The organism is Pseudomonas peradeniyensis, assembly GCF_014268935.2.
Taxonomy (GTDB): domain Bacteria; phylum Pseudomonadota; class Gammaproteobacteria; order Pseudomonadales; family Pseudomonadaceae; genus Aquipseudomonas; species Aquipseudomonas peradeniyensis.
Window position 1 is genome coordinate 181,786 of the sequence record NZ_JABWRJ020000004.1, and the last position, 13,452, is coordinate 195,237.

16 protein-coding genes are annotated in these 13,452 nt (G+C 68.5%); 10 read left to right on the forward strand and 6 right to left on the reverse strand.

Going from position 1 to position 13,452, the window contains the following annotated elements; genetic code table 11:
* Positions 1–6: 6 nt before the first annotated feature.
* Positions 7–468: a sterol desaturase family protein gene (locus HU751_RS21145; RefSeq protein ID WP_186732261.1), complete on the reverse strand. Its 462-nt coding sequence runs from the start codon at positions 466–468 to the stop codon at positions 7–9.
* A 73-nt stretch (positions 469–541) separates the two neighbouring features.
* Between HU751_RS21145 and HU751_RS21150 the strand changes: the two genes are divergently transcribed.
* Both HU751_RS21150 and HU751_RS21155 read left to right on the forward strand, forming a co-directional pair.
* The gene (locus HU751_RS21150) at positions 542–1,312 is read left to right on the forward strand and encodes a class I SAM-dependent methyltransferase (RefSeq protein WP_186732260.1); all 771 of its coding nucleotides are present in this window, start codon (positions 542–544) and stop codon (positions 1,310–1,312) included.
* A gap of 338 nt (positions 1,313–1,650) precedes the next feature.
* The gene (locus HU751_RS21155) at positions 1,651–2,364 is read left to right on the forward strand and encodes an MgtC/SapB family protein (protein ID WP_186732259.1); all 714 of its coding nucleotides are present in this window, start codon (positions 1,651–1,653) and stop codon (positions 2,362–2,364) included.
* Here the strand turns inward: HU751_RS21155 and dksA are convergent.
* The 3 genes from dksA to HU751_RS21170 all read right to left on the reverse strand — a co-directional run bounded on the left by dksA (position 2,361) and on the right by HU751_RS21170 (position 4,746).
* On the reverse strand, positions 2,361–2,768 hold the full coding sequence (gene dksA / locus HU751_RS21160; protein ID WP_186732258.1) for an RNA polymerase-binding protein DksA: 408 nt from the start codon (positions 2,766–2,768) through the stop codon (positions 2,361–2,363). The two genes, HU751_RS21155 and dksA, sit on opposite strands and share 4 nt — an antisense overlap.
* A gap of 77 nt (positions 2,769–2,845) precedes the next feature.
* Positions 2,846–4,183 (reverse strand): dihydroorotase, encoded by a 1,338-nt coding sequence (locus HU751_RS21165; RefSeq protein ID WP_186732257.1) that lies wholly within the window; start codon positions 4,181–4,183, stop codon positions 2,846–2,848.
* 2 nt (positions 4,184–4,185) lie between these two features.
* Positions 4,186–4,746, reverse strand: coding sequence for a gamma carbonic anhydrase family protein (locus HU751_RS21170; RefSeq protein ID WP_062362175.1), 561 nt, complete (start codon positions 4,744–4,746; stop codon positions 4,186–4,188).
* A 146-nt stretch (positions 4,747–4,892) separates the two neighbouring features.
* Here HU751_RS21170 and HU751_RS21175 point away from each other — a divergent pair, with 146 nt between their 5' ends.
* The 3 genes from HU751_RS21175 (at position 4,893) to HU751_RS21185 (ending at position 8,222) form a co-directional block, all read left to right on the forward strand.
* Complete coding sequence (locus HU751_RS21175; protein WP_186732256.1) at positions 4,893–5,402, forward strand: GNAT family N-acetyltransferase; 510 nt, start codon at positions 4,893–4,895, stop codon at positions 5,400–5,402.
* Positions 5,403–5,466: 64 nt separating this feature from the next.
* Complete coding sequence (locus HU751_RS21180) at positions 5,467–7,095, forward strand: MFS transporter (protein ID WP_186732255.1); 1,629 nt, start codon at positions 5,467–5,469, stop codon at positions 7,093–7,095.
* Positions 7,092–8,222, forward strand: a complete 1,131-nt coding sequence (locus HU751_RS21185; protein ID WP_186732254.1) for an HlyD family secretion protein — start codon at positions 7,092–7,094, stop codon at positions 8,220–8,222. The genes HU751_RS21180 and HU751_RS21185 overlap by 4 nt, the downstream gene beginning before the upstream one ends.
* A gap of 5 nt (positions 8,223–8,227) precedes the next feature.
* Here HU751_RS21185 and HU751_RS21190 read toward each other — a convergent pair whose 3' ends face one another.
* Together HU751_RS21190 and HU751_RS21195 are read right to left on the reverse strand one after the other, a co-directional pair.
* Entirely contained in the window at positions 8,228–8,980 is a 753-nt protein-coding gene (locus HU751_RS21190; RefSeq protein WP_186712501.1) for an anti-sigma factor family protein, read from the reverse strand.
* Positions 8,977–9,495, reverse strand: coding sequence for a sigma-70 family RNA polymerase sigma factor (locus tag HU751_RS21195; protein ID WP_186732253.1), 519 nt, complete (start codon positions 9,493–9,495; stop codon positions 8,977–8,979). The genes HU751_RS21190 and HU751_RS21195 overlap by 4 nt, the downstream gene beginning before the upstream one ends.
* A gap of 133 nt (positions 9,496–9,628) precedes the next feature.
* Here HU751_RS21195 and HU751_RS21200 point away from each other — a divergent pair, with 133 nt between their 5' ends.
* From HU751_RS21200 to HU751_RS21220, 5 genes are all read left to right on the forward strand, one after another.
* Complete coding sequence (locus HU751_RS21200) at positions 9,629–10,675, forward strand: catalase family peroxidase (protein ID WP_186732252.1); 1,047 nt, start codon at positions 9,629–9,631, stop codon at positions 10,673–10,675.
* Positions 10,672–11,205, forward strand: a complete 534-nt coding sequence (locus tag HU751_RS21205) for a cytochrome b (RefSeq protein WP_186732251.1) — start codon at positions 10,672–10,674, stop codon at positions 11,203–11,205. Before HU751_RS21200 ends, HU751_RS21205 begins: the two co-directional genes overlap by 4 nt.
* A 78-nt stretch (positions 11,206–11,283) precedes the next feature.
* Complete coding sequence (locus tag HU751_RS21210) at positions 11,284–12,489, forward strand: MFS transporter (protein WP_186732250.1); 1,206 nt, start codon at positions 11,284–11,286, stop codon at positions 12,487–12,489.
* Between the two features lie 79 nt (positions 12,490–12,568).
* Positions 12,569–13,114 (forward strand): cupin domain-containing protein, encoded by a 546-nt coding sequence (locus HU751_RS21215; protein WP_050705832.1) that lies wholly within the window; start codon positions 12,569–12,571, stop codon positions 13,112–13,114.
* Positions 13,115–13,121: 7 nt separating this feature from the next.
* Entirely contained in the window at positions 13,122–13,409 is a 288-nt protein-coding gene (locus HU751_RS21220; RefSeq protein ID WP_186732249.1) for a DUF7693 family protein, read from the forward strand.
* Positions 13,410–13,452: the final 43 nt, after the last annotated feature.

The window sequence follows — 13,452 nt, forward strand, 5'->3', positions numbered from 1 at the left end:
TGAAGCTCAGCCCCGCCGCCGTTTCAGCTGTTGCTTCAGCACCCGCAAGGGGGGCGCATAGAAGAAGCCGAACGACACGCTGCCCTGGCGCCCCTTCACCGCATGGTGCAGGCGGTGCGCCCGATACAGGCGCCTGAGGTAGCGGTTGACCGGCTTTGGTGCTCGCGGCCAGTGCCGGTGGAAGAAGCCATCGTGGGCCAGCACATAGGCCACGCCATACCCCGCCACCCCAGCGCCAACCCACTGCAACGGCGCATGCCCGGCCTTGCCCAGGGCCACCAGTGCCGAGGCGATCAGGCCCAGGGCCAGCAGGTAGAGGTCGTTGGTCTCCAGCATGCCCAGCTGCGGCTCGTGGTGCGAGCGGTGCAGCCACCAGCCCCAGCCGTGCATGACGTACTTGTGGGCCAGCGTGCCGACGCCCTCCATGGCCACCAGGGTGCCGAACAGCACGGCGAGATTGAACAACATGGATCGGTCCGGGGGTTTGGCAACGAAAGGCGCAAGGGTACCATTGCCGCCAGGTCATTCGGAGGGATTTTCCATGAAGGATGTGCACGTCTCAGCCAGCACCGGCTACACCCGCCAGTCGAGCAACTACGAGCAGGGCCGGCCCGACTATCCCAGCGCCTTGCAGGGCTGGCTGCGCGACACCCTGGGTATCGGCGCCGGCACCCCGGTGCTCGACCTGGGCGCTGGCACCGGCAAGTTCACCCGCCTGCTCGCCGCGTTGGCGCCGCGTCTGACGGCGGTGGAGCCGGTGGCTGCCATGCGCGAGCGATTCAGCGAGCGACTGCCGGAGGTCCCCGTGCTCGAAGGCACCGCCCAGCACATCCCGCTGGCCGACGCCAGCCAACAGGTGCTGGTCTGCGCCCAGGCTTTCCACTGGTTCGCCGACGCCGCCGCCCTGCGCGAAATGCACCGGGTGCTGGCGCCGGGCGGCCGCCTTGGGCTGATCTGGAACGTGCGCGACGAAGCAGTGGACTGGGTGGCGCGGATCACCGAGATCATCACCCCCTATGAGGGCGACACCCCGCGCTTCCACACCGGTCGCTGGCGCGACGCCTTCGCGGGCAGCCGCTTCAGCGCGCCGCAACTGACCACCCTGCCCCACATCCATGAAGGCAGCCCGCAGACGGTGATCCTCGAACGCCTGCGCTCGGTCAGCTTCATCGCCGCCCTGCCCCAGGCCGAACAGGACAGGGTCATGGCCCGGTTGCAGGACCTGATCGACAACCACCCGGACCTCAAGGGCCGCGAGCGCATCGCCTTCCCCTACCGGACCCAGGCCTACGTCTGCCAGCGCCTGGCGTAACGCAATTGTCATGATTCACGCCTTGACCCTGCGCGGGTCAAGGCGTATGGTCCGCCGCGCATTCAAGCATCCCCCACACAGGAGTCCCCTGCATTGGACAGTAGCCCCAGTCGATTGCGACAGGCCCACACGGCGAGCTAGTCCGGCAGCGTTCCTGCCACTGTCTCGCCGCACACGGTAGACGGTGGTTCCCTTCGGCCCTGCGGGGTTGAACATTCCTCCTTCCCTTCCTGCCCTGCCACCTGGCATGGCACGTGGTCCTGCGCATTCCTCGCTTTCATTCGCGCCGTCTGCGGTCGGTGCTCGTGCGGGCCATTGCCCGCGGAACGGAGTTCGCTATGGATTGGAAAATCTTTCTGCTGCGCGTCAGCGTGGCCCTGCTGCTCGGCGCCCTGATCGGTGCCGAGCGTCAACTGCGTCAGCGCCTGACGGGCCTGCGCACCAACGCCCTGGTCAGCACCGGCGCCTGCCTGTTCGTGCTGATGACCCAGGCCGTGCCGGGCATGGCGCCCACCGATGCCTCGCGCATCGCCGCCTATGTGGTGTCGGGCATCGGCTTTCTCGGCGGTGGCGTGATCATGCGCGACGGCTTCAACGTACGCGGCCTGAACACCGCCGCCACCCTCTGGTGCACCGCCGCGGTCGGCGTGCTGTGCAGCCTCGGCTTGCTGCTGGAGGCCTCCCTGGGCAGCCTGGTGGTGCTGTGCGCCAACATCCTGCTGCGCGACCTCGCCCAGCGCCTGGACCGCCAGGACGTGGTGCCGGCCAGCGAGGTCGAGCAGCGATACGAGGTACGCATCGTCTGCCGCGCCGAGGACGAGATCCAGGTGCGCAGCTTGATGCTGCACAGCCTCAGCGACCCGGGCCTGCGCCTGCAGTCGCTGCACAGCGAGGACCTGGCCGATCCGGCACGCCTGGAAGTGCGCGCCGAGCTGCTCGGCACGCCGCAGGCGCCGACCCAGCTGGAGCGCCTGGTCGGGCGGGTGAGCCTGGAGAAAGGCGTCAGCTCGGTGCGCTGGCAGTTGCAGGCTCAGGGTCTGCCCTCTGACTAGACGTCGTCCCGCACGTGCCGCTCGCGCAGCTCCTGGCGCTCCTTGGCCTCGACGCACAGGGTGGCGGTGGGCCGCAGCAGCAGGCGGCGCAGGCCGATCGGCTCGCCGGTTTCCTCGCACCAGCCGTAATCGCCCCGGGCCAGGCGCTCCAGCGCCTGGTCGATCTTGTCCAGCAGCTTCTTCTCCCGCTCCAGCGAGCGCAGTTGCCAGTGGCGCTCCTCCTCGGCGCTGCCGATGTCGGCGGGGTCGCTGTGCACTTCCTGTTCGCGCAGGGCGCGCAACTCCTGCTCGATGCGCGTCTGCAACTCGCCGCGCTGGGTCAGCAGCAGGTTGCGGAAGAACTGGCGCTGAGGCTCATTCATGTAGGCGCTGGTGGGTTGTTGCAGCAGTTGCTCTTCAGTCATGGATGTAACTCCGGAATGCTGGGGGCGCCTTGCGCCCCTTTCGCGGCGCGAGACCGCTCCTACAGGAACTGGGGGATTCAGCGGTCGAACATCAAGGGCAAGCCCTGGCATTGGTCGCGTACCCGCCCCTGGTGCCAGGCCAGTTGCCCGGACACCACCGTGCTGCGCACCACATGGTGGAAGGCGCGCTGCTGGAACGGCGTCCAGCCGCAATGCGCCAGGACCGGGTCGTCCGCCACCGCCCGTGGACTGGCCAGGCGCTCGACGATGGCGAAGTCCGCCCAATAGCCCTCGCGCAGGAAACCGCGTTCGCGGATGGCGAACAGTTCCGCCACCGCGTGGCTGGTCTTGTTCACCACCTGGGCCATGCTCAACACCCCTTCGCTGACCAGCTCCAGCGCCGCCGGCAAGGCATGCTGCACCAGCGGCAGGCCGGACGGCGCGCGGGTGTAGACCCGACGCTTCTCCTCCAGGGTGTGCGGCGCATGGTCGGTGCCGATCACATCGATGCGGTCGCGGGCCAGGGCCTTGCGCAGGGCATCGCGGTCGGTGCCGGTCTTGATCGCCGGGTTGCACTTGATCAGGTGGCCGAGGCTGGCGTAGTCGCTGTCGTCGAACAGCAGATGGTGCAGGCACACCTCGGCGGTGATGTGCTTGCCACTCACTGGGCCCGGCGTGAACAGCGCCAGTTCCCGCACCGTGGTCAGGTGCAGCACGTGCAGGCGCGTGCCGAAGCGCCGGGCCAGTTCCACTGCCAGGCTCGAGGAGCGGTAGCAGGCATCGGCGTCGCGGATCAGCGGGTGCGCCGCCGGGGGAATGAACTCGCCGTGGCGGGCCCGCCACCAGCCCTCGTTCTCGAGGATGCTCGGGGTATGCTCGCAGTGGGCCAGGACGATGGTCGGCGCATAGACGAAGAGTTTTTCCAGCACCTGCGGGTCGTCCACCAGCATGTCGCCCGTGGAGGCGCCCATGAACACCTTGATCCCGGCCACTTCGCGGGGGTCGAGGGCGGCGATGGTGTCGAGGTTGTCGCGGCTCACGCCGAAGTGGAAGCCATAGTTGGCCCGCGAGCTCGCCGCCGCCCGCCGCTTCTTGTCGGCCAGCGCCTCCAGGGTCAGGGTCGGCGGGTTGGTGTTGGGCATGTCCATGTAGCTGGTGATGCCCCCGGCCACCGCCGCCCGCGACTCGCTGGCGATGCTGCCCTTGTGCGGCGCCCCCGGCTCGCGGAAATGCACCTGGTCGTCGATCATCCCCGGCAGCAGCCAGGCGCCCCGGGCATCGATCTCCAGCCTCGCCCGGGCATTGTCGAGGCTGCCGGCGATCCGCTCGATGCGCCCGTGGCGCACCAGCAGGTCGCCTTCGAACTCGCGCCCTTCATTGACCAGCCGTGCGTTGCGCACCAGCAATGTGTCCATGTTCAGAACTCGTTCTGCAGGGCCTTGTAGCCCTGGACCAGGTCGATGTTGGTGCGCGCCACGTCCTCGGAGAACTCCGAGGCCGACACGCTGACCGGCGGGTAGCGCTCCAGGTCGGTGTGCGGGCCGATGTGCTCGGTGGGCGGCACATAGAAGCGCGGCGGCAGGTCGCGGCCGTCGACCACCGAGTTGTGCCGCACCACGCTGCCGTCGCCGACCTTGCAGTTGAACAGCACGCTGTTGAAACCGATGAACACCCGGTCACCGACCTCGCACGGGCCATGGACGATGGAGCGGTGGGCGATCGAACTGTACTGGCCGATGCGCACCGCCGCGCCGGACTTGGAGTGGATCACCACGCCGTCCTGGATATTGGAGTTGGCGCCGATGACGATCGGCTGCATGTCGCCGCTGCCGTCCACCTCGTCGGCACGGATCACCGCGTAGGGGCCGACGAACACGTTGTCATGGATGATCACCTTGCCGCAGATGATGGCGGTGTGGTCGATATAGGCCGATTCGGCGATTTGCGGGAGATGGCCGGAGGGGTTTCTGCGGATCACGGTAAGGGCCCTGCGTGGAAGGAGAAACGCAAATGTTACGTTATAACAATTACAATGCAACACCTCCACGCGCCGATCTGGCAAACTCCACCTTCCTGCGCGACAACGCGTGGGCGCACCATCGCACCTACAGGCCCTGATCCAGCATGCGTATCCGCCCCACCCTCGTCAGCGACATCCCCCTGCTCCCCGCCCTGGAACGCTCCGCGGCCCAGGCTTTCCGGCAATTGCCGCACCTGGCCTGGCTGGCCGACAGCGAGGTGATGGGCGAAGCCGAGCACCTGACGTTCGTCAACGAAGGTGGCAGCTGGATTGCCGTGGATGACCAGGATCAGCCGCTGGGCTTTCTCTGCGCCAGCACTACCGGTGACGCCCTGCATATTCATGAAGTGTCGGTCCGCCAGGATGCCCAGGGCCAGGGCCTGGGTCGCGGCCTGCTGGACCAGGCTCGTATGGCCGCGCGCCTGAATGGCTTGCCCTGGCTGACCCTGACCACCTTCGACGATGTCCCCTGGAATGCCCCGTTCTACGCCCGCTATGGCTTCGAGCGAATTCCGCTGCCGCAGCTCGATGCACGGCTGCAAGGCATCCTCGCCGGCGAACTGGCCCATGGCCTGGGCAACCGCTGCGCCATGCGCCTGTCGCTCAGCGTTTGAGCGATGATTTCATCCAACCGGCCATTGACGTAGAGTCGGATTACCCGCGGTAACGGACAACCCGATGGACAAGTACGCCCCCCGCCAGTGGCTCCCCCACGAGAAACCCAGCCTGCCCGGCTCGCCCTCGACGCCGCTGCACGCCCCGGCCAAGCGCCTGGCCTACGGCCTGGTCGGCCTGCTGGTGGCCATTACCGGTGGCCTGGGCAACGCCCTGGTGGTTGCCAACCTGCCGTTCCTGCAGGGCGCACTGGGTGCCACCAGCGCCGAAATGGCCTGGCTGCCGGCGGCCTTCGTGATGACCAACGTGTCGATGAACCTGCTGCTGGTGAAGTTCCGCCAGGAGTTCGGCCTGCGTGCCTTCACCGAGGTGTTCCTGGTGCTCTATGCCCTGGTCACCCTCGCCCACCTGTTCGTCAACGACCTCAACTCGGCCATCGCCGTGCGCGCCGCCCATGGTATGGTCGGCGCCGCGCTGAGTTCGCTGGGCCTGTACTACATGATCCAGGCCTTCCCCGCGCAGTGGCGGCTCAAGGCGATGGTCCTGGGCCTTGGCGCCTCGCAGCTGGCGGTGCCGCTGGCCCGGGTGTTCTCCGAGGACTTGCTGCAGATTGCCGAATGGCGCGGGCTGTACCTGTTCGAGCTGGGCCTGGCCCTGGCCGCGCTGGGCTGCGTGCTGCTGCTCAAACTGCCCCCCGGCGATCGCTTCAAGACCTTCGAACCCCTGGATTTCCTTACCTTCAGCCTGATGGCCAGCGGCACCGCCCTGCTCTGCGCGGCGCTGTCGCTGGGGCGCATCGACTGGTGGCTGGACGCGCCGTGGATCGGTGTCGCCCTGGCCGCCTCCATCGCCCTGATCCTCTCGGGCCTGGCCATCGAGCACAACCGCAGCAACCCACTGCTGATGACCCGCTGGCTGGGCAGCGGCGCGATCATCCGCCTGGCCCTGTGCGTGATCCTGATCCGCATGGTGATCTCCGAACAGTCCACCGGCGCCGTGGGTTTTCTCCAGGCGCTGAACATGGGCAACGAGCAGATGCGTGCGCTGTACGCGGTGATGCTGCTGGGCGCGGTCACCGGGCTGACCACCAGCGCCCTGACCATCAACCCCCAACACCTGGTGCTGCCGCTGTTCATCTCCCTGGCCGCCATGGCCACCGGCGCCTTCATGGACAGTACCTCGAACAACCTGACCCGGCCGGCGCAGATGTACCTCAGCCAGTTCCTCTTGGCCTTCGGCAGCACCTTCTTCGTCGGCCCGTCGATGGCGCTGGGCATCGGCCATGTACGCGCCAACCCGCGCAACCTGGTGAGCTTCTCGGTGCTGTTCGGTATCTGCAACAACCTCGGCGGGCTGATCGGCTCGGCATTGCTGGGCACCTTCCAGACCGTGCGCGAAAAATTCCACTCCAGCCAGCTGATGGACCGCCTGAGCGCCCTGGAACCCTTGGTCAGCGCCCGCGTGCAGGGCGGTGGCGCCGGTTACGCCGGGGTGTTCGCCGACCCGGCGCTGCGCAACGAGGCCGGCATGCGCCTGCTGGCCAACGCCGCGACCCGCGAGGCCAACGTGCTGGCCTACAACGATGTGTTCATGCTGATCGGCGCCATCGCTATCCTGACCATGATCTGGATCTTCATCCGCAGCCTGTACCTGCGCTACAACCACTCCACCAGCGGTGCTTCGAGCCGATGACCCAAGAGACGCCAACGACCACCACCACCGCCATCGCCGAAACCCCGGAAGGCGCGCAGCCACCCAGCGAACCGACCAGCCCGGCGCGCAGCCGGCGGGTCCGCCTGCTGTCATCGCTGAGCTTCGCCGCCGTGGCCCTGGCCGGCATCCTGCTGGTGCTGTATGCCTGGCGCCTGCCGCCGTTCAGCAGTGCCATCGAGAGCACCGAGAATGCCCTGGTGCGCGGCCAGGTGACGATCATCGGGCCGCAGTTGGGCGGCTATGTCGTCGAGGTGCCGGTGCACGACTTCCAGTTCGTCAAGCAGGGCGACCTGCTGGTGCGCCTGGACGACCGCATCTACACCCAGCGCCTGGCCCAGTCCATCGCCCAGCTCAAACAGCAGGAGGCGGCGTTGGCCAACAACCTGCAGCAGCGCAACAGCGCCGAGGCCGGCATCGCCCAGCGCCAGGCCGCGATCAGCGACGCCGCGGCCCAGGCCGACAAGGCCAAGGCCGACCTGCAGCGCAACCAGGCGCTGGTCAGCGACGGCTCGGTGTCACGCCGTGAACTGGACCTGAGCCGCGCCAGCCATGCCGCCGCCGTCGCCAGCCTGGCCCAGGCCAGGGCCGCGCTGGAAATCGCCCGCCAGGACCGCGAGACGGTAATCGTCAACCGTGCCGCGCTGCAGGCCTCGGTGGAGAATGCCAGGGCCGCCGTGGAGCTGGCCCGCATCGACCTGGACAACACCCGGGTCAAGGCGCCGCGGGACGGCCAGCTAGGGCAGATCGGCACCCGCCTGGGCGCCTACGTCAACCCCGGCGCGCAGTTGATGGCGCTGGTGCCGGACACCTTGTGGGTGATCGCCAACCTGAAGGAAACGCAGATGGCCAACGTGCGCATCGGCCAACCCGCCACCTTCACCGTCGATGCGCTCAACCACCTGAAGCTGCGCGGCCATGTGCAGCAGATCTCCCCGGCCACCGGTTCCGAGTTCGCCCTGCTGCAGGCCGACAACGCCACCGGCAACTTCGTCAAGATCGCCCAGCGCATCCCGGTGCGGATCACCGTCGATGGCGACCAGCCCGAGGCCAGGCAACTGCGGCCGGGAATGTCGGTGGTGGTGAGCATCGATACCCGGGACAGGTGACCGGCCTACAGGCTGACGCCGAGTGCCCGGCGCACCTGCTCGCCACGGGCATCATCCACCGCGCTGACCAGGGCGAAGTTGTAGTCGCCGTGGGACCAGTAGCGGGCCTGCAACTGGCCGTCGGTGCGCTGGCCGCTGGGCATGCGCTCGAAGTGCTCGCCGGGCGAGCGCAGGAACAGGCTGATGCGCAGCCCTTGGCGATCCTGGAACACCAACAGCGCCGCCGGCCCCGCCTCGTTGCTCAGCAGGCGTGCGCCCACCGGCTGCAGGCCATAGCCAGACAGGTCCGGCAATTGGCCGACACGGTTGAAGTGACGCCCCAGCCAGGCCTGCAGCCGCGCCGGATCACTGGCCTGGATATCCAGCGTGCTTGCATCGGCGAACAATCGGTGGGCCTCCACGGCATCGGCCATGGGCAACATGCCGGCGAACAGCGTCGCCTCGCGCGCCTGCCAGCCGCCCAGGCCACCCAGGCCCACGGCCAGCAGCAATACCGCCGCCTGTGCCAGGCGCCATTGCCGACGCTGGCGCAGGCGGCGGCGCAAGGGCGCGAGGTCCAGCGCCGGATCGCTGGGCTGCTCGCCGAAGCCCGCCAGGGCCGCCCGCAGGCGGCGGGCATCGCCGCGCCAGGCCTCGATCCGCGCCGCCTCCTCGGGATTGGCCGCCAGCCACGCCTCGACCTCGGCCCGACGGGCCGGTTCCAGGCGCTCGTCGACATAGGCATGCAACTCGTGCTCGGTGGGGATCAGGCGCGTCATTTGAGTCTCCGCAGGGCCGGGGGTGTGGGGTTGCCCTCGGTCAGTTCACGCAGGGCGGCACGGGCACGCGACAGGCGCGACATCACCGTGCCGATGGGAATGCCAAGGGCGTCGGCCGCCTCCTTGTAGCTCAGGCCTTCGACGCTGACCAGCAGCAACAGGGCGCGTTGCTCCGCCGACAACCGGGCGAAGGCGCGCAGGTCGGCCTGGGCCAGGACAATGCTCTCGATCTCGCCACCGGCCGGCTCCTCGGCCTGGCCCCGACCGAACCAGGCCAGCCAGCGGGCATGCAGGCGCTCGCGGCGCTTGCCGTCGAGGAACAGCCGGTAAAGGATGGTGAACAGCCAGGGCCGCAGGCTCTCGGCGTTGCGCTGCTGGCCACGGCGGCTCAGGGCGCGTTCGACCGTGGCCTGGACCAGATCGTCGGCACCGCCGGGTTCGCGGGTCAGCCACAGGGCGAAGCGGCGCAGGCGTTGCAGCAGCTCGCGCCATTGTTGGTCGTCCAGATCGTGCATGGTCGGGTTCCGGGCCCCAATGGGCAGTCAGTGTAATGGGCAGACGGCCCGGCACGAAATCTATTCCCCCGACGGGAATAAATCGTTCGCCCTTGCGTCGTACCGGCTCATCCCACCTGACCGGAGCGCCCCCATGACCACTCCCCTGCATGGCCCCGCCAAGGCCCTGCGCCTGGCCGCCATCGGCGCCACCCTCGCCGCCCTCGGTGCGGGCTTCGCCTATGCCGCCGGCTGGATCGGCGCGCCAGGGCTGACCCCGCAGCGCATCATCGACACCTTCGAGGCCCAGGCCGGCCATTATCCCGGCTATCGGAAAAACCATGCCAAGGGCCTGTGCGTCAGCGGTTACTTCCAGGCCAGCGGGCAGGCTGCGGCGCTCTCCAGCGCCCGAGTGTTCAGCCAGGCCCAGGTGCCGGTGATCGGTCGCTTCGCCATCGGCGGCGCCAACCCGTTCGCCCCGGACACCGCCATACCGGTGCGCAGCCTGGCCATCCAGTTGAGCAGCGATGACGGCCAGGTCTGGCGCACCGGCATGAACAACCCGCCGGTGCTGGCGGTGAGCACGCCCGAGGGGTTCTACCAGCAGGTGCTGGCCGGGGCACCCGACCCGGCCACCGGCAAGCCGGACCCGGCAAAACTGCAGGCGTTCTTCGCCAGCCACCCGGAAAGCGCGGCGTTTCGCCAGTGGGCGGCCAGCTATAAGCCCAGCGACAGCTTTGCCAGCACCACCTACAACAGCATCAACGCTTTTCGTCTGATCGATGCCCAAGGCAACGCCCACCCGGTGCGCTGGGCCCTGGAGCCGCAAACACCGTTCGCCGCCCTGCCCGCCCAGATCGATGACAAGCAGTTCCTCCAGCACGACCTGCAGCAACGCCTGGCCCGAGGGCCGTTGCGCTGGACCCTGCGCCTGACCCTGGCCGAGCCCGGCGACCCGGTGGACGACCCTGCCCGTCCCTGGCCCGCCGAACGCCGCAGCATCGACGCCGGCACCTTGGTGCTGGAGCAGGTCGATGCCCCCGAGCAGGGCGCCTGCCGCGACCTGAACTTCGACCCGCTGATCCTGCCCCACGGCATCGAACCATCCGCCGACCCGATCCTCGCCGCCCGCTCGGCGGCCTACTCGGTGTCATTCAACCGCCGCAGCCACGAAGCGCTGAGCGAAGGAGCCCGCCCATGACCCCCGCCGCCTTCCACCCCCTGGCCCGCCTGCTGCACTGGCTGATGGCCGCGCTGATCCTGGCCATGCTGTTCATCGGCGTGAACATGGTCGGCGACCTGTCGCCACGGCACCCGCTGCTGGTCGAGTTGCACAAGGCCACCGGCCTGGCCCTGCTGGTGCTGGTTATCCTGCGTATCACCCTGCGCCTGGCCCTGCCGCACCCGGCGCTGCCCGGCGACCTGCCCCGCCTGCAACGGCTGGCCGCCGGCGCCTCGCACCTGCTGCTGTACGGCCTGATGCTGGCCATGCCGCTGCTCGGCTGGGCCATGCTCTCGGCCGGTGGCTATCCACGGCCCCTGCAACTGCCCGCCATCGCGCCCCACGACCTGCAGCTGTACGCCGTGCTGCGCCAGGCCCACGGCTGGGCGGGCTACCTGCTGTTCGCCACCGTGCTGCTGCACCTGGGGGCGGCGTTGGTGCATGCCCTGGTGCGCCGCGACGGCGTCTTGCGTAGCATGTGGCCAGGCCCGCTGCACCGCAGTGAATGAGCATTGCCGGGATCGACACATGTAAATAATTATTACTAACATTGGCGCTCATTTCGTCGAACTGCCCCGGACTGCCCCATGAACGTTGCAAAGGACCCTGCCGCTTTGGCCCCGGCCAGCACCCTGGACCTGCGTCCACTGATGCTGGTGAACATGGCCTGCACCATGTCGATGATGGCCTTCGTCGCCCTGATCGGCCCCATCGCCCGCCTGCTGGGCATGGCCACCTGGCAGGCCGGCGCGGCGGTGACCGTCGCCGGCGTGGTCTGGGTGCTGCTGGCGCGGCCCTGGGGGCGCCTGGCCGACCGTTATGGCCGGCGCCGCGTGCTGTTGCTGGGCAGTGGCGGCTTCACCCTGGCCTACTGGGTGCTGTGCCTGTTCATCGACGGCGCGTTGCGCTGGCTGCCGGGCGCGAGCGTGGCGTTCTTCGGGCTGATGCTGGCCCGCGGTCTGATCGGCGCCTTCTATGCCGCGCTGCCGGTGGGCGGCAACGCGCTGATTGCCGACCATGTCGAGCCGCAGCGCCGGGCCCGGGCCATGGCTTCGCTGGGCGCGGCCAATGCCGTCGGCCTGGTGGTCGGCCCGGCACTGGCCGCGCTGCTGTCGCGCTACAGCCTGAGCCTGCCGTTCTATGCCATGTCGCTGCTGCCGGCGACGGCGTTCGTGGTGCTGCTGTCCAAGCTCAAGCCCCAGCCACTGGCACAAGTCCATGCGCCCAATCCGGTGCGCCTGTCCGACCCACGCCTGCGTCGCCCGCTGCTGGTGGCCTTCAGCGCCATGCTGAGCATCACCGTGTCGCAGATCGCCGTCGGTTTCTTTGCCCTCGACCGCCTGCATCTGGAGGCCGGTGACGCCGCCCAGGCCGCGGGCATCGCCCTGACCTGCGTGGGCGTGGCGCTAATGCTGGCACAGGTGTTCCTGCGCAGGCTCGAGTGGCCGCCAGCGAAAATGATCCGTGTCGGCGCCAGTATCTCCGGCCTGGGCTTCGCCGCCGCAGCGCTGGCAACCCACGCACCCTGGCTGTGGAGCGCATTCTTCGTCGCTGCGTTTGGCATGGGCTTCGTCTTCCCGGCGTTTTCCGCCCTGGCGGCCAACGCCATGCACGCCAGCGAACAGGGCGCCACGGCCGGCTCGATCGGCGCCGCCCAAGGCATGGGCGCGGTGATCGGGCCACTGGCCGGCACCCTGGTCTATGCCCTCGACCCGCGCCTGCCGTTCCTCGCCGTCGGTGCCCTGCTGTTGCTGGTGGGGCTGTGGCCGGCAGCGACCGACCAGCGTCACTGAGACGCACAGCGCGCAAGCCTGCAGAGTGTGTTTTAATGCCTCGCCCATTATTTTTGACACCTCTGCAAACAAGGCGGCTATGGACACGGGGACACGACTCAAACTGGTGCGTGAACGCAACAACCTCTCCCAACGGGAACTGGCCCGCCGCAGCGGCCTGACCAACTCGACGATCTCGCAGATCGAGCAGAACCGGGTCAGCCCTTCGGTCAGTTCCCTCAAGAAACTGCTCGAAGGGATCCCCATGTCCCTGGCGGAGTTCTTCAGTTTCGACGAGCCGGTGCGCGAGGAACGTTACGTTTTCCGTGGCGGCGAGCAGCCCGACCTGGGCCGTAACGGCCTGCGCATGCTGCTGGTCGGTGCCAGCGTCGAGGGCCGGCAGATGCGCATGCTGCGCGAGCTGTATGCGCCGGGCGCCGACTCCGGCGAGCCGATCGTCCACGCCGAAGGCGAGGAATGCGGCCTGGTCACCCGTGGCACCATGGAGCTGTGGGTCGACGGCCAGGTCAGCGTGCTTAACGCCGGCGACGGTTACTACATCCCCACCACCCTGCCCCACACCTTCAAGAACATCGGTCCCGACGAGGCCGAGATCATCAGCGCCAACACCCCGGCGAACTTCTGATTCGCGCATGACCACCGTCGCCAGCCGCGAGGCGTATCAGTGCCTGCGCGATGCCGCCCTTGGCGTGCGGCTGCTGGTGACGGTCGCCCGCCTGGCCGGCGGGCAGGTCGAGGTGCTGGTCGACGGCTGGCGCCTGACCCTGGTGCTGGACGGCGAAGGCCTGGTCCACTGCAGCCACTGCCAGAGCCCGGATGGACGCCAGGGCGCGCTGGACGACTGGCACCGCTACGGCACCAATCCGGTGGATCACCTGAGCATCTGGGAACGCGGGCAAATAGAGTGGCTGCTGGTCTGATGCGCGCAGATCACACAGGGACAAAGTAGCAAGCATCACCAGC

What these genes read in the sequence shown, in the direction of transcription:
- HU751_RS21150 (WP_186732260.1), top strand. Translation starts at nt 542, where the DNA reads ATGAAGGATGTGCACGTCTCAGCCAGCACCGGCTACACCCGCCAGTCG.
- HU751_RS21165 (WP_186732257.1), bottom strand. Translation starts at nt 4,183, where the DNA reads ATGGACACATTGCTGGTGCGCAACGCACGGCTGGTCAATGAAGGGCGC.
- HU751_RS21145 (WP_186732261.1), bottom strand. Translation starts at nt 468, where the DNA reads ATGTTGTTCAATCTCGCCGTGCTGTTCGGCACCCTGGTGGCCATGGAG.
- HU751_RS21190 (WP_186712501.1), bottom strand. Translation starts at nt 8,980, where the DNA reads ATGACGCGCCTGATCCCCACCGAGCACGAGTTGCATGCCTATGTCGAC.
- HU751_RS21200 (WP_186732252.1), top strand. Translation starts at nt 9,629, where the DNA reads ATGACCACTCCCCTGCATGGCCCCGCCAAGGCCCTGCGCCTGGCCGCC.
- HU751_RS21180 (WP_186732255.1), top strand. Translation starts at nt 5,467, where the DNA reads ATGGACAAGTACGCCCCCCGCCAGTGGCTCCCCCACGAGAAACCCAGC.
- HU751_RS21185 (WP_186732254.1), top strand. Translation starts at nt 7,092, where the DNA reads ATGACCCAAGAGACGCCAACGACCACCACCACCGCCATCGCCGAAACC.
- HU751_RS21175 (WP_186732256.1), top strand. Translation starts at nt 4,893, where the DNA reads ATGCGTATCCGCCCCACCCTCGTCAGCGACATCCCCCTGCTCCCCGCC.
- dksA (WP_186732258.1), bottom strand. Translation starts at nt 2,768, where the DNA reads ATGACTGAAGAGCAACTGCTGCAACAACCCACCAGCGCCTACATGAAT.
- HU751_RS21155 (WP_186732259.1), top strand. Translation starts at nt 1,651, where the DNA reads ATGGATTGGAAAATCTTTCTGCTGCGCGTCAGCGTGGCCCTGCTGCTC.
- HU751_RS21210 (WP_186732250.1), top strand. Translation starts at nt 11,284, where the DNA reads ATGAACGTTGCAAAGGACCCTGCCGCTTTGGCCCCGGCCAGCACCCTG.
- HU751_RS21205 (WP_186732251.1), top strand. Translation starts at nt 10,672, where the DNA reads ATGACCCCCGCCGCCTTCCACCCCCTGGCCCGCCTGCTGCACTGGCTG.
- HU751_RS21195 (WP_186732253.1), bottom strand. Translation starts at nt 9,495, where the DNA reads ATGCACGATCTGGACGACCAACAATGGCGCGAGCTGCTGCAACGCCTG.
- HU751_RS21215 (WP_050705832.1), top strand. Translation starts at nt 12,569, where the DNA reads ATGGACACGGGGACACGACTCAAACTGGTGCGTGAACGCAACAACCTC.
- HU751_RS21220 (WP_186732249.1), top strand. Translation starts at nt 13,122, where the DNA reads ATGACCACCGTCGCCAGCCGCGAGGCGTATCAGTGCCTGCGCGATGCC.